The organism is Streptomyces sp. NPDC051214, from assembly GCF_040682375.1.
In the GTDB taxonomy this organism is placed as follows: domain Bacteria; phylum Actinomycetota; class Actinomycetes; order Streptomycetales; family Streptomycetaceae; genus Streptomyces.
Map to the genome: position 1 here is coordinate 316,801 of NZ_JBFBAT010000006.1, position 12,468 is coordinate 329,268.

Annotated in this window: 14 protein-coding genes; 6 read left to right on the forward strand and 8 right to left on the reverse strand. The window is 71.1% G+C overall.

The genetic code is table 11. The annotated features are described in order from the left end of the window. Window positions 1-155 precede the first annotated feature (155 nt). The 3 genes from AB0M70_RS18035 to AB0M70_RS18045 all read left to right on the forward strand — a co-directional run bounded on the left by AB0M70_RS18035 (window position 156) and on the right by AB0M70_RS18045 (window position 3,381). A complete protein-coding gene (locus AB0M70_RS18035; protein WP_365821142.1) occupies window positions 156-1,145 on the forward strand; it encodes a PP2C family protein-serine/threonine phosphatase in 990 nt (329 codons plus the stop codon). 267 nt (window positions 1,146-1,412) lie between these two features. Beyond that, window positions 1,413-2,762, forward strand: coding sequence for a transcriptional regulator (locus tag AB0M70_RS18040; RefSeq protein WP_365820940.1), 1,350 nt, complete (start codon window positions 1,413-1,415; stop codon window positions 2,760-2,762). 76 nt (window positions 2,763-2,838) lie between these two features. Next, entirely contained in the window at window positions 2,839-3,381 is a 543-nt protein-coding gene (locus AB0M70_RS18045) for an NUDIX hydrolase (RefSeq protein ID WP_365820941.1), read from the forward strand. Here AB0M70_RS18045 and AB0M70_RS18050 read toward each other — a convergent pair. Both AB0M70_RS18050 and AB0M70_RS18055 read right to left on the reverse strand, forming a co-directional pair. Then, window positions 3,378-3,635 (reverse strand): hypothetical protein, encoded by a 258-nt coding sequence (locus tag AB0M70_RS18050; RefSeq protein WP_365820942.1) that lies wholly within the window; start codon window positions 3,633-3,635, stop codon window positions 3,378-3,380. The genes AB0M70_RS18045 and AB0M70_RS18050 overlap by 4 nt on opposite strands. Before the next feature lie 199 nt (window positions 3,636-3,834). Beyond that, a complete protein-coding gene (locus tag AB0M70_RS18055) occupies window positions 3,835-4,695 on the reverse strand; it encodes a 3-hydroxybutyryl-CoA dehydrogenase (RefSeq protein ID WP_363210927.1) in 861 nt (286 codons plus the stop codon). A gap of 179 nt (window positions 4,696-4,874) precedes the next feature. Between AB0M70_RS18055 and AB0M70_RS18060 the strand changes: the two genes are divergently transcribed. Continuing rightward, on the forward strand, window positions 4,875-6,107 hold the full coding sequence (locus tag AB0M70_RS18060) for a family 10 glycosylhydrolase (RefSeq protein WP_365820943.1): 1,233 nt from the start codon (window positions 4,875-4,877) through the stop codon (window positions 6,105-6,107). Window positions 6,108-6,132: 25 nt separating this feature from the next. Here AB0M70_RS18060 and AB0M70_RS18065 read toward each other — a convergent pair whose 3' ends face one another. Continuing rightward, window positions 6,133-6,327: a DUF1918 domain-containing protein gene (locus AB0M70_RS18065; protein WP_365820944.1), complete on the reverse strand. Its 195-nt coding sequence runs from the start codon at window positions 6,325-6,327 to the stop codon at window positions 6,133-6,135. 92 nt (window positions 6,328-6,419) lie between these two features. Further along, the gene (locus AB0M70_RS18070; protein ID WP_365820945.1) at window positions 6,420-7,349 is read right to left on the reverse strand and encodes a DMT family transporter; all 930 of its coding nucleotides are present in this window, start codon (window positions 7,347-7,349) and stop codon (window positions 6,420-6,422) included. Between AB0M70_RS18070 and AB0M70_RS18075 the strand changes: the two genes are divergently transcribed. Further along, window positions 7,348-8,793: a PLP-dependent aminotransferase family protein gene (locus tag AB0M70_RS18075; RefSeq protein ID WP_365820946.1), complete on the forward strand. Its 1,446-nt coding sequence runs from the start codon at window positions 7,348-7,350 to the stop codon at window positions 8,791-8,793. The genes AB0M70_RS18070 and AB0M70_RS18075 overlap by 2 nt on opposite strands. Window positions 8,794-8,828: 35 nt before the next feature. After that, window positions 8,829-9,269, forward strand: coding sequence for a GNAT family N-acetyltransferase (locus AB0M70_RS18080; RefSeq protein ID WP_365820947.1), 441 nt, complete (start codon window positions 8,829-8,831; stop codon window positions 9,267-9,269). Here AB0M70_RS18080 and AB0M70_RS18085 read toward each other — a convergent pair. From AB0M70_RS18085 to AB0M70_RS18100, 4 genes are all read right to left on the reverse strand, one after another. Continuing rightward, entirely contained in the window at window positions 9,220-9,741 is a 522-nt protein-coding gene (locus AB0M70_RS18085; protein ID WP_365820948.1) for a DUF6314 family protein, read from the reverse strand. The two genes, AB0M70_RS18080 and AB0M70_RS18085, sit on opposite strands and share 50 nt — an antisense overlap. Before the next feature lie 47 nt (window positions 9,742-9,788). Continuing rightward, window positions 9,789-10,775 (reverse strand): aldo/keto reductase, encoded by a 987-nt coding sequence (locus tag AB0M70_RS18090; RefSeq protein ID WP_365820949.1) that lies wholly within the window; start codon window positions 10,773-10,775, stop codon window positions 9,789-9,791. Window positions 10,776-10,881: 106 nt separating this feature from the next. Further along, on the reverse strand, window positions 10,882-11,355 hold the full coding sequence (locus AB0M70_RS18095) for a VOC family protein (RefSeq protein WP_365820950.1): 474 nt from the start codon (window positions 11,353-11,355) through the stop codon (window positions 10,882-10,884). A 161-nt stretch (window positions 11,356-11,516) separates the two neighbouring features. Next, window positions 11,517-12,347, reverse strand: coding sequence for a MerR family transcriptional regulator (locus AB0M70_RS18100; RefSeq protein WP_365820951.1), 831 nt, complete (start codon window positions 12,345-12,347; stop codon window positions 11,517-11,519). Window positions 12,348-12,468 lie beyond the last annotated feature (121 nt).

Sequence of the window (12,468 nt, forward strand, 5' to 3'; positions counted from 1 at the left end):
GGGCCGTCGGCATGATCCGTATCAGGGCTGGAGATCCTCGCCGGGCGCTGCTCCGGGCGAGGAACCGGGCCGGGCTCCGGGCGAAGGCCGGGACGAAGGGGTCCAGGGTGGATCCGCCGCGCGTCCGGCGCGTCCTCACGCTCGGTCTTCCCGCGGTGTGGGGCGCGGCCGCCATCACGTACAAACTCGTGTGCCCGCTCGCCCAGCAGAACGGCCTGGGGGCCCGGATCGTCACCAGCGCGGTCTTCTTCGCGGTCGGCACCGGTCTGATATTGCAGGCCCGCGGCACGCTGCTGCGGGAGTTGCGCCAGCTGCGGGAGGTCGCGGGCGCCGCACAGAACGTCCTGCTGCGCCCGCTGCCGCCGCGCGTCGAGGGCCTCACGGTCGCGGCCGGGCGGGTCTCCGCGTCGCGCGGCGCCTCCGTCGGCGGGGATCTGTACGAGGTGATGGCCACCGATCACGGCGTGCGGGTGGTCATGGGTGATGTGCGCGGACACGGCCTGACCGCCGTCGGTACGGCCGCCGCGGTGCTCGGCAGCTTCCGCGAGGCGGCCCACGAGGAGGCCGAACTGGCGCACGTGCTGCGGAAGTTGGAGCGCTCCCTGGGTCGGCATCTGCGGGAGCGTGCGCGGGCCGAGCACCCGGCGAACGGCGCTCCTGCGCCGGAGAGTCCGGCGGCCGAGGAGTTCGTCACCGTACTGCTGATGGAGATCGGCCCGGAGGGCGAGCTGACCGCGCTCAACTGCGGTCACCCCTGGCCCTACCGCCTGAACGGGCACGCCGAGCTCGTCGCCGACGGGGATCCGCTGCCGCCGCTCGGGCCCTTCCCGCTCCCCGCCGACCTGCCTCTGCTGCACTGCGGGCCGCTCCTTTCCGGGGAGGCGCTCGCCCTGCACACGGACGGCATGGAGGACGCGCGGGACGCGGCCGGACGGTTCTTCCCGCTCCAGGCGGCGCTCACCGAAGCGGTGCGGGTCCCGCCGGTCGCGCCCCAGACGGTGATCCGCACGGTGTACGCCCAACTCGCGCGCCACGCGGGGCGGTTGCCCACCGACGACGCCGCGCTCCTGGTCCTGCGGAACGACCGCCGCCGGGTGCCGGTCCAGCAGGGGGAGACGGTGCGTCGGCAGAGCACCATGACGTGACGCACCGTCAACCTCCGCCGGCCTTGCGCCGCCCGGCCCCGCCTGTAGGTGTCGGGCAGACGGCGGGGCGGGCGGCGCCGGTGTGGGCCGCCGTACTTTTCGAGGGGGAGCCGACGGCCCGGCCGGCCTCCTTGTGAGGAATCTCAGTCAAGCGTGACGGGAGTGGCGACGGCAGAGCGCACACCCCCCGGATTCGGGCGTTCCGTTCACACCCCGTGTGAAGTCACCTCTACTACGCTGGCCACACCGAGCCACCGGAGGGCCTCCATGCAGCCCAATACCCTGCTCGACGCGATCCTCGACGAGGCGGGAATCTCTCACGCGGGCCTGGCTGCCCACGTCAATCAGGCGGGGAGGAGGCGTGGCCTCGCCCTGCGGTACGAACACACTGCCGTGTCACGGTGGTTGAAAGGCCAGCGCCCACGAGGCCAGGTGCCCGACCTGATCTGCGAGGTACTCGCGGGGCGGCTCCAGCGCACCGTCACCCTCGACGACATCGGCCTCGGCGTGCCGGGCCTGCCGGCCGTCGGGCACCACTCCATGGCCTCGACGCTCTCCGGGTTCGTGGAGCGGGCCACGGCCTTGTGGCGCTCGGACGAACAGCAGCGCCCGCACCTCCTCGGCGCCCCCGCGGTCACGGGAACACCCGCGGTGATGCCGGTCTGGGAGTGGGAGAACCCGCCCGAGGACGTGGACGTCTCGCGTGGCGGCAGACATCCGGTGAGCACGGCCGACATCGACATGATGCGCGCGGCCCGCGCCCACTACGAGCAGATGTACCGCAAGACCGGCGGCATCGCGACCCGCACTCGCATCGTCGGTTTCCTCAACGCCGAGGCCGCGCCGCTGCTGCGCGGCAGCTACACGGACGAGACAGGGCGCCAACTGCACAGATCCACCGGCGGGTTGGTGGCCATCGCGGGCATCTGTGCCTATGACTCGGACGCACACGGCCTGGCCCAGCGCTACTTCCACCAGGCCCTGCGCCTGGCGAAGGCCAGCGGGGACAGGGGGCTCGGCGCCTACGTCATCGCGCTCCTCGTCAACCAGTCGCTGTTCATGCGCGAGTACCGCCAGGCGGTGGCCTTCGCGGAGGCCGCGCTGCGCGCCGCGGGGCGCGAGCTGACCCCGGCCCTGGCCTCCGATCTCTACGCCATGCAGGCCAAGTCGTACGCACACCTGGGCGACGGCAGCAGCGCGCTGTCGTGCATCCGGCGTGCGGAGGTCGCGGCGGATCGCATCCGGCGTGGACGTGAGCCGGACGAAACCGGCTATGTCCAGCCCGGACTCGTCAACGTACAAGTGGCGGAGGCGCTGCTCAGCCTCGGCGACCTCTCGGGGGCGTACGAACACGCGGCCGCGGCGGTGGACACTCCGGCACATGACAGGGGCCGGGTCCATCGGCTCGCCATGCTCAGCCAGATCGAACTGCGCCAGGGGAACACCGACGAGGCCGTGGCCACGGCGGTGGAAATGGCGGAACAGGCACGGGGGATGGAGTCTCAACGGCTGCGCGACCGGCTGCGGGCCGTGCGGGAACATCTGGTCCGCAGCGACTGCGCGGGCACGGCCGAGGCGGCCGAACTCATCGACGGGGCGCTGCGCGTTCCGCTGTGACCTGAAGGGTGCACCACTGCTCTGAATCTCCTCCTGCTGCGATATTGCCATCTACTCGGCGGAAGGTGGCAGAACCGTGCAGTGGACGAAACAAAGCGAACAAACTGTGTATGGAAATCGATGGTTCACGGTCAATCTGGCAGATGTGGAGCTGCCCGACGGCCGGCACCTCGATCACTTCCTGATACGGCTGCGGCCCGTCGCCGTGGCCACCGTCGTCAATGAGGCCAACGAGGTGCTGCTGCTTTGGCGCCACCGCTTCATCACCGACAGCTGGGGCTGGGAACTCGCGGCCGGAGTCGTCGAGGACGGGGAGGATCTCGCGTACGCGGCCGCCCGGGAAATGGAGGAGGAGACCGGCTGGCGGCCGGGCCCGTTACGACACCTGCTCAGTGTCGAGCCGTCCAATGGGCTCACCGATGCCAGACACCACATCTACTGGTCCGACGAGTGCACCTACATCGGTCATCCCGAGGACGACTTCGAGTCCGACCGCCGTGAATGGGTCCCACTCAAACTCGTCCCTGACATGGTGGCCCGCGGAGAAGTACCCGCCGCCAACATGGCGGCGGCACTACTCCTCCTGCACCACCTGCGTCTGGGCCAGGACGCGCACTAACGGCCGATGGCCTGCCAGATCGCCACGGCGAGCGCACCGACCGCCGTCAAGGCGAGCAGGGCGGGCAGCGGCCATCGTGTGTGCTCGAGTGCGGTGATCCTTACGGTCAATTCATCCTGGTTCTTGACGCTTTGTTCGTCGTGTTGGGTGAGCAACGCCAGCTGTCCGTCGACGCGGGTCAGGCCCACGTCCAAGCTGCGGCGTAACTCGGCGAGTTCGTGCGGGACCACGCGATGCTCGGGGTCGGCGGTCACTGGTCCGCTCCTCTCTGTAGCTGTCGATCCCCCTGCTACGCACGGAAAGTCAACTCGCCTGGTGGCCGGGGCGGGAGAGTGTGCGAAGGGCATATGCGAGCCCATGACGCACACGGTGTGTGAACGCCGCGGGCCCGGCACTCGATCGAGTGCCGGGCCCGCTTGCGGTGCGAAGTGCCGGGTGCAGGTGTGAGCCGCGTCAGCCGTACGGGTAGAAGCCCGAGCCGGACTTGCGGCCGAGCCGGCCCGCGTCCACCATCCGCTGGAGCAGCGGGGGAGCGGCGTACAGCGGCTCCTTGTACTCGGCGTACATGCTGTCGGCGACCGAGGCGACGGTGTCGAGACCGATCAGGTCCGCGAGCTTGAGCGGGCCCATCGGGTGGGCGCAGCCCATCTCCATGCCGTTGTCGATGTCCTCGCGGCTGGCGATGCCCGACTCGAACATCCGGATCGCGGAGAGCAGATACGGGATGAGCAGGGCGTTGACCACGAAGCCCGAGCGGTCCTGGGCGCGGATCGCGTGCTTGCCGAGCACCTTCTCGACCATGGACTGCGCGCGGCTGATCGTCCCTTCGGACGTCGTGAGCGCGGGGATCAGCTCGACGAGCTGCTGCACCGGTGCCGGGTTGAAGAAGTGGATGCCGATGACCGCGTCGGGGCGGGACGTCGCGACGGCCAGCTTGACCAGCGGGATGGACGAGGTGTTGGAGGCGAGGATCGCGTCCTGCCGGGTCACCACCTGGTCGAGCACCTGGAAGATCTCGGTCTTGACGGCCTCGTTCTCGACGACCGCCTCGATGACGAGGTCGCGGTCGGAGAACTCCCCGAGGTCGGTCGTGAAGCTGAGGCGGGCGAGCGTCTCGTCCCGCTCCTCCTCCGAGATCTTGCCGCGTTCGGCGGCCTTGGAGAGAGAGTTGTAGAGCCGGGTGCGGCCGATCTCCAGAGCCTCGCCGGTGGTCTCCGCGACCATCACATCCAGTCCGGAGCGGGCGCAGACCTCCGCGATCCCGGCGCCCATCTGGCCACAGCCCACTACTCCGACGCGTGCGATGTCGGGCATAGAGTCGGTCACCTCGTGCCTTTCGCTGATCAACGGGCGGGCAGTCCCCCGTACGGTTGCGGTGTCTGCCCCAGCGGTGAACGTTACCGCCGAACCTACGGTGCATGACGTGCCGGGTCGGGCATGCTGTCCGGTACAAGCAGCGGTTCCGGCGGATATGCAGGCCAGGGGGCGAGCGGATGAGGCGTATGTCACGCCGAGGTTTCACGATTGCGGCAGCCGCGATGGTGGCGGGGCTCACAGCCGCGGGGGACGCGGCCGCCGTGCCCGGGAAGGCCCCCTCGCGCCGCGAGCTGCGGGGCATGTGGCTGGCGACCGTCGCCAACCGCGACTGGCCCTCCAAGCCCGGACTCACGGTGGCCGAGCAGCGCGCGGAGCTGATCGGACACCTCGACACGGCCGTACGGCGTCGGCTGAACGCCGTGATCTTCCAAGTGCGGCCCACCGCCGACGCCTTGTGGCCCTCCCCGTACGAACCATGGGCGGAGTGCCTCACCGGCGTGCAGGGCAAGCACCCCGGCTGGGACCCGCTGGGCACCGCCGTGGCCGAGGCGCACCGCAGGGGACTTGAACTGCACGCGTGGTTCAACCCCTTCCGTATCGCCAACCACACGGACCCCTCGCGGCTCGTCCCGACACACCCCGCGCGACTGCACCCCGACTGGGTCGTGCCGTACGGCGGGAAGCTCTACTACAACCCCGGCCTGCCCGAGGTGCGCCGCTTCGTCCAGGACGCGATGCTCGACGCCCTGCGCCATTACGCCATCGACGCGGTGCACTGGGACGACTACTTCTACCCGTATCCGGTCGCCGGGCAGGTCTTCGACGACGACGACGCCTTCGCGCGCTACGGCGGCGGTTTCCCGGACCGGGCCGCCTGGCGGCGCGACAACATCGACCGTCTGGTGCGGGAGATGGCGACGCGCGTGAAGAAGGTGCGGGGGCGCGCGCAGTTCGGGATCAGCCCGTTCGGGGTCTGGCGCAACGCCTCGACCGATCCGCTCGGTTCGGACACCCAGGCCGGGGTGCAGACCTACGACAACCTGCACGCCGACACCCGCGGCTGGGTCAAGAAGGGCTGGCTCGACTACATCTGCCCGCAGCTGTACTGGAACATCGGCTTCACCGTGGCGGACTACGGCAAGCTGCTGCCCTGGTGGGCCGATGTCGTGAAGGACACGGGCGTGCGCCTGTACGTGGGGGAGGCCCTCTACAAGGCGGGCGACCCCGCACAGCCCGCCGCCTGGCAGGACCCCGCCGAGCTGTCCCGCCACCTCACGTACGCCAAGGGGTTCCCGCAGGCCCGCGGCCATGTGTACTTCTCGGCGAAGGAAGTGGGCGTGGACAAGATCGGCGCGATGGCGCGCGTGGTGGCCGACCACTACCAAAAGCCGGCCAAGCCACCCCGCTGACGCCGGTCGGGTCCGTCGCCGGACGTTATGAGGCCGGGTCCTGGTGCCGTACGACGGTGTCGGGGCCCGGTGACAGCAGCGTCTCGTGGCCGTCGTCGAAGCGGACGCGATACGGCGGGCCGCCGTTCGCGCCGAGCACCTCGACGACCCGTGCGATCCGGTCGTGCTGCCCGACGGTCCTGCCGTGCAGCACCAGCTCGTCGCCTACGGTTGCACGCATCTGGAGCGACCTCCTCGTCCCACCCTGCGGTTGCTTTCCGTGGCCGCAAGTCTACGTCCGGTGGCGGGACCTTGGGCCCCGGCTGTCGGTGTCTAGCCGCGCGCCCGTTGGGTCACCGCGATGCACACGAGGACGGCAGCGGCGGTCAGTGGCGCGGCCGGGGTGAGGTGCTCGCCGAGCAGGAACACCGACCAGACCAGCGTGAGCAGCGGCTGCGCCAGCTGGAGCTGGCTGGCCTTGGGCACGCCGATCGCGGCCATGCCCCGGTACCAGACGACCAGGCCGAGGAACTGCGAGCCGATGGCGGCATAGAGCAGTCCCGCGGTGCTGTGCCCGGTGAGCTGGAAGGACTCGTGCTGTAGGGCGAAGGCGGCGCCGATCACGGCGAGCGGCAGGCAGCCGACCAGCGCCCAGCCGATGACCTGCCAGCCCGGCATCTCGCGGGCCAGGCGCCCGCCCTCGGTGTAGCCGGCCGCGCAGATGAGGAGCGAGGCGAAGAGGTAGAGGTCGGCCGTCGAGAGGGCGCCGCCGCTCTGCTGGACCGTGAACGCGATCACCGCCGCCGCGCCGGCGAGGGCCGCCGTCCAGAACGTCCGCGAGGGGCGGGCCCCGGTGCGCAGCGCCGAGAACACGGCGGTGGTCAGCGGGAGCAGGCCGACGACGACGGCCGCGTGGGCGGTGGTGGAGGTCTGCAGGGCGAGCGTGGTGAGCAGCGGGAAGCCGACGACGACGCCGGCGGCCACGACCGCGAGCCCGGCCCAGTGGCGGCGGGCGGGCAGCGGGATGCGCAGGGCGAGCAGGGCGCCGCCCGCGATGACCGCGCTCAGGACGCAGCGCAGGGCCACGAACGACCAGGGGCCGATGCCCTCGAGGCCCCAGGCGGTGGCGGGGAAGGTGAGCGAGAAGGCGGTGACGCCGAGCGCGGCCATGACGGTGCCGCTGCGGCGTGAGCCGTTCTGGGAGATCGCGGTCGTGGTGACCGCTATCCGGTTCGGGCGAGTAGCGCTATCCTGTGCTGTCATGCACGAGAGTAGCAGTGTCGCTGAGTTGGCCAAACGGTTGCGAGACGAGCTGGACCGCTACTCTCCAGGTGGAAAGCTGCCGTCGAGCCGGGCGCTGGTCGAGCGGTTCAGGGTGAGCCCGGTGACCGTGTCGCGGGCCCTGGGACAACTGGCCGCGGAGGGCCTGGTCGTCACCCGGCCCGGCGCCGGAGTCTTCCGCGCCGAACCGCAGGCCGCCGCGGCGCCGACGGGCGACACCTCCTGGCAGGAGGTGTCGCTGAGCGCCGACGCGGCGACGGAGCTGGTGCCGCGCGCGGTGGACGCCTCCGGGGTCCTGGTCACGCTCGCGGCGCCCTCGCACGGCGTCATCGAGTTCAACGGCGGCTATCTGCACCCCTCGCTGCAGCCTGAGCGCGCCATGGCGGCGGCCCTCGCTCGGGCGGGGCGGCGGCCCGGCGCGTGGGGGAGGCCGCCGATCGACGGCCTGCCCGAGCTGCGGGAGTGGTTCGCGCGGGGGATCGGCGGCGCCATCACGGCCGCCGAGGTGCTGATCACCGCGGGCGGTCAGAGCGGGCTCACCACGGCACTGCGGGCGCTCGCCCCGCCCGGCGCGCCCGTCCTGGTCGAGTCGCCGACCTACCCCGGCATGCTGGCCATCGCCCGCGCCGCGGGGCTGCGGCCGGTACCGGTGCCGGTGGACATCGACGGTGTACGTCCCGACCTGCTCGCCGCGGCGTTCAAGGCCACGGGGGCGCGGGTCTTCGTCTGCCAGCCGCTGTTCCAGAACCCGACGGGGGCGGTGCTCTCGGCCGAGCGCCGCCCGGAGGTGCTGCGGATCGCGCGTGAGGCCGGGGCCTTCGTCATCGAGGACGACTTCGTGCGCCGTCTCGTCCACGAGGACGCGGGGCCACTGCCCAGGCCCCTGCAGTCCGACGACCCCGACGGGGTCGTCGTGCACGTCTGCTCGCTCACCAAGGCCACGTCGCCGAGCTTCCGCGTGAGCGCGCTCGCCGCGCGCGGACCGGTCCTCGAACGGCTGCGCGCGATCCAGGTCGTCGACCACTTCTTCGTGCCGCGACCGCTTCAGGAGGCGGCGCTCGAACTGGTCGGTTCCCCGGCCTGGCCGCGCCATCTGCGCAACGTGGCAGGAGAGTTGAAGGACCGCAGGGACACGATGGCCGCGGCGCTGCGCCTCCACCTGCCCGAACTCGCCCTGCCGCACATCCCCGCGGGCGGCTACCTCCTGTGGCTGCGCCTGCCCGACGGCACGGACGAGGCGGCCCTGGCGGGAGCGGCACTACGCGCGGGCGTCGCGGTGGCCCCCGGCCGCCCCTACTTCGCGGCCGAACCCCCGGCGGCGTACGTACGCCTGAGCTTCGCGGCGGTCGCGGGGGTCGGCGAGATCGCGGAGGGGGTACGGAGGCTGCGGGGGGCGTGTGACGAGGTGTGGGGGGCCTCCCGCTGAGGGGGCCCGGCGGGGCGGCTGCGAGGCTTGCGGCCATGACCGACGCACACCACACGCTCCCCGCCGGATACGAGATGTCCACCGACGCGGCCCGGCTCGACGCCGCCCGCGTGCATCAGTGGCTCTCCACGGACGCGTACTGGGCCATGGGAAGAACCCGCGAGAAGCAGGACCGGGCAATCGCCGGATCGCTCAACTTCGGGGTCTACGAAGCGGCTTCCGGTAAGCAGGTCGCGTACGCCCGTGTGGTCACGGACCACGCGACCTTCGCCTGGCTCTGTGACGTGTACGTCGACCGTACGGTCCGCGGCAAGGGCCTCGGGAGCGCGCTCGTGGCCGCCGTCCGGGACCACCTGGCGCCGTGCGGCCTGCGGCGCATCCTGCTGGCCACGGCAGATGCGCACGAGGTGTACGAGAAGATCGGGTTCAGCGCTCTCGAGGACCCGTCGAAGTGGATGGAGCTGGGCCTGCAGTGAGCGCCTTACGCGTGTACGCGGTGGTGAGGATCAAGTCCTTTGCGGGGCCCGCGACTCGCCACCGCGTTCGCCAGTGGTCCTCGTCGTCCACCTCGAAATCGCCGCGGTAGAGGTCGAGCGCGCACGGGTGGTCGGCCGTGTGGCTGCCGGTGCGCAGGTCCAGGTCGTGGAAGGGGCGGCCGTCGGCGAACCGGACGTGCGCGGTGCCCGGGTCGTCGCCCGGCACGAAGCGGAGGGTGCGCTCGGCGGGGCGGGGAGTGCCGCGCCAGGTGAACGTGCCGGACTCGTGGTGCAAGAGGCCGCCGTCGTCGGACGGGGTGAACACCGTCGTGCCCGAGAAGTACCCCTCCGCGTCGCCCGCCAGATCCCGCGCCGTCCGTTCCACCTGCCAGGTCCCGGCCAGGTACGCCAGCACGTCCGGCACGCCGTGTCGCGTGCCGTCGTGCGTGGCTGCTTCATCCGGAAAGGGCATGCCCGCAGGCTACGCGGCCGCCGCTCCCGGCCCACTCCCCGGGATGTCTACTTGTCGACGAATCCGAGACTGTTCTCGTCGTACCGCGTCCCGGCGACCGCACCCGCCGGCGCCGCCGCGTCGATGGCCGCGAGCTCCTCGGCGGAGAGCTCGACGGCCAGCGCGCCCAGGTTCTCCGTGAGGTACTTCTCCCGGCGCGTGCCCGGGATCGGCACCACGTCGTCGCCGCGGTGCTGGACCCAGGCCAGGGCGAGCTGCCCGGCGGTGACGCCCTTCTCATCGGCCAGCGTGTTGAGGGCGGCGACGATGGGCAGGTTGCGCTCCAGGTTCCCGTCGGCGAACCGCGGCTGCTTGCGCCGCATGTCCCCTTCCTCAAGACCGGTGACCGAGGTGTAGCGCCCGGTCAGGAAACCGCGGCCGAGCGGCGAGAACGGCACGATGCCGACGCCGAGTTCGCGGCAGACCGGCGCGATCTCCGCCTCCAGGTCCCGCGTCCACAGCGACCACTCGCTCTGCAGCGCGGCGATCGGATGCACCGCGTGCGCCCGACGGATCGTCTGGGCGCTCGCCTCGGAGAGCCCGAGGTGACCCACCTTCCCGGCCTCGACGAGCTCGGCCATCGCGCCGACGGTCTCCTCGATGGGCACGTCCTGGTCGACGCGGTGCAGGTAGTACAGGTCGATGTGGTCGACCCCGAGCCGCCGCAGCGAGGCGTCGCACGCCTGTCGTACGTAGGCCGCGTCGCCCCTGATCCGTGTCGGCTCGCCGAGGCGGTTGGCGAAGCCGAACTTGGTGGCGACGACGGCCTGCTCGCGGCGGCCGGCCAGCGCGCGGCCGATCAGCTCTTCGTTGTGCCCCTCGCCGTAGAAGTCGGACGTGTCGAGCAGGGTGACGCCGAGGTCGAGGGCGCGGTGGAGCGTCGCGATCGACTGCGCGTCGTCCGATGCGCCGTACGCGTGGCTCATCCCCATGCAACCGAGCCCCTGCGCCGAGACGGTCAGTGCACCGAGACGGCGGGTGGGAATGCTGGTCATGCCGGTACCTCCAGGTGGAGCCGTGTGCCCGTGTCGGGCGGACGGCTCCGACCCTAGGAGCTGGAGTCGACTCCAAGTCAAACCATTTGTACGGGCGTTGAGACGGTCACCTCTGGTCCGCCGCCGCGTACAGCGCCGCCACGTCGATCTTCTTCATGCCGAGCATGGCGGCCATGGCGCGCTGCGCCCGTGCCTCGTCGGGGTCGGACACGAGCTCGCCCAACGCGGCGGGGACGACCTGCCAGGAGAGGCCGAACTTGTCCTTGAGCCAGCCGCAGGGGCCTTCCTCGCCGCCCTCGGAGAGCTTGGTCCAGTAGTGATCGACCTCTTCCTGGTCGGCGCACTCGATCGTGAAGGAGACCGCCTCGTTGAAGGTGAACTGGGGGCCGCCGTTGAGCACCAGGTACGGCAGGCCGTCGAGCTCGAAGTCGACGGTCATCACGGTCCCGGCCGGCCGCGGCCCGGCAGCGCCGTAGTGGGCGACGTTCGTGATCTTCGAGTTCGGGAAGACCGACACGTAGAACCTGGCGGCGTCCTCGCCCTGCGTGTCGAACCAGAGGGTGGGCGTGATGCGGGGCATGACTCTCTCCTGTCGTCGGCGTGGAGTGGCACGGCGTGTGTCTGTCTGTACTGACCCTCGCCCGCACGCAAACTCATCGCCACCCGCGTGAGCGTGGGTGAAAAGCTGTGGCGACAGCGGCCTCCCCGGGCTCTGGCGGCGGGTTTCGCGCCCTGCTTCGCTCAGTGGTCCGGGGCGCTCAGCTCGATGGCGCGCTCCATGCAGCGCAGCCGGGCGCGCGAGAAGTCGTACGGCATCTTGCCGATCGCTTCGAAGGCGCTCATCGACACGTCCTCCTCGCCCTTCAGGTCGGCGTCGTACAGGTCGAAGAGCTCTTCCTCGGCCTCTTCGAGCCCGGCAGCCTCGATGGCCTGCTCCAGGGTCTTCTGGAAGGCGCATCGCCGGACGGCGATCTCCTCGACGCGCGGGTCGTGAGGATCGACGGTGTCGTCCAGCGCCTCCTCGGCTTCGTCGAGGCGGTCGGCTTCGGCCCGTAGCCCGGGGTCGGCTGCGAGCACGATGCACACACTGGCCTGGAGAGCGGCGCCCAGCGGGCCGAAGATCCGTTCCGATACCAGCAGGCTGTCCAGGTCGGACCGGCGCAGGGTGTCCGAGGGCAGATCCCGGAGCCGGCTGGCGACCAGAGGGGAGAGAAGGCCCAGAGGGCTGCCCGCCTCCCGAAGCTGGTGCACGGCCGCACGCCGGCGCCGGAGGGCCGCTTCCTGGGCGGCCAGGGTCTCCTCCAGCCGCTCCAGGGTCTCATCGATGGTCCGAGTGCCGTCGAAGGAGGTCCTGATGTCGTCCAGGCTGATGCCGGCATCCGTCATCTTGCGGATCCACAGCAGGCGGATCATGTCGTCGTGGCCGTAGCGGCGTTTTCCGTCCCCGCCCCGCTCGGGCTCCGGCAGCAGACCGATGGCGTGGTAGTGCCGGACGGCTCTGGGCGTGGTTCCGGCGAACGCGGCGGCATCACCGATCTTGACCTGCCGGGGCGTGGTGAGGGGGAAGTCCATGAGGGGCCTTTCGTGCGGTACTCCCTGCACGACACCACATGACGCCACGGCAGGTGCAAGGTCTCGCGGCACCGTGCCTGCGGGACCTTCGTTGCATAAAAGTGCGGCCATGCGTATAGTC

Bases quoted from the DNA above. Each gene is read 5' to 3' on its own strand.
- AB0M70_RS18075 (WP_365820946.1), top strand. From the start codon at position 7,348: ATGCACGAGAGTAGCAGTGTCGCTGAGTTGGCCAAACGGTTGCGAGAC.
- AB0M70_RS18080 (WP_365820947.1), top strand. From the start codon at position 8,829: ATGACCGACGCACACCACACGCTCCCCGCCGGATACGAGATGTCCACC.
- AB0M70_RS18060 (WP_365820943.1), top strand. From the start codon at position 4,875: ATGAGGCGTATGTCACGCCGAGGTTTCACGATTGCGGCAGCCGCGATG.
- AB0M70_RS18065 (WP_365820944.1), bottom strand. From the start codon at position 6,327: ATGCGTGCAACCGTAGGCGACGAGCTGGTGCTGCACGGCAGGACCGTC.
- AB0M70_RS18055 (WP_363210927.1), bottom strand. From the start codon at position 4,695: ATGCCCGACATCGCACGCGTCGGAGTAGTGGGCTGTGGCCAGATGGGC.
- AB0M70_RS18090 (WP_365820949.1), bottom strand. From the start codon at position 10,775: ATGACCAGCATTCCCACCCGCCGTCTCGGTGCACTGACCGTCTCGGCG.
- AB0M70_RS18100 (WP_365820951.1), bottom strand. From the start codon at position 12,347: ATGGACTTCCCCCTCACCACGCCCCGGCAGGTCAAGATCGGTGATGCC.
- AB0M70_RS18040 (WP_365820940.1), top strand. From the start codon at position 1,413: ATGCAGCCCAATACCCTGCTCGACGCGATCCTCGACGAGGCGGGAATC.
- AB0M70_RS18070 (WP_365820945.1), bottom strand. From the start codon at position 7,349: ATGACAGCACAGGATAGCGCTACTCGCCCGAACCGGATAGCGGTCACC.
- AB0M70_RS18095 (WP_365820950.1), bottom strand. From the start codon at position 11,355: ATGCCCCGCATCACGCCCACCCTCTGGTTCGACACGCAGGGCGAGGAC.
- AB0M70_RS18085 (WP_365820948.1), bottom strand. From the start codon at position 9,741: ATGCCCTTTCCGGATGAAGCAGCCACGCACGACGGCACGCGACACGGC.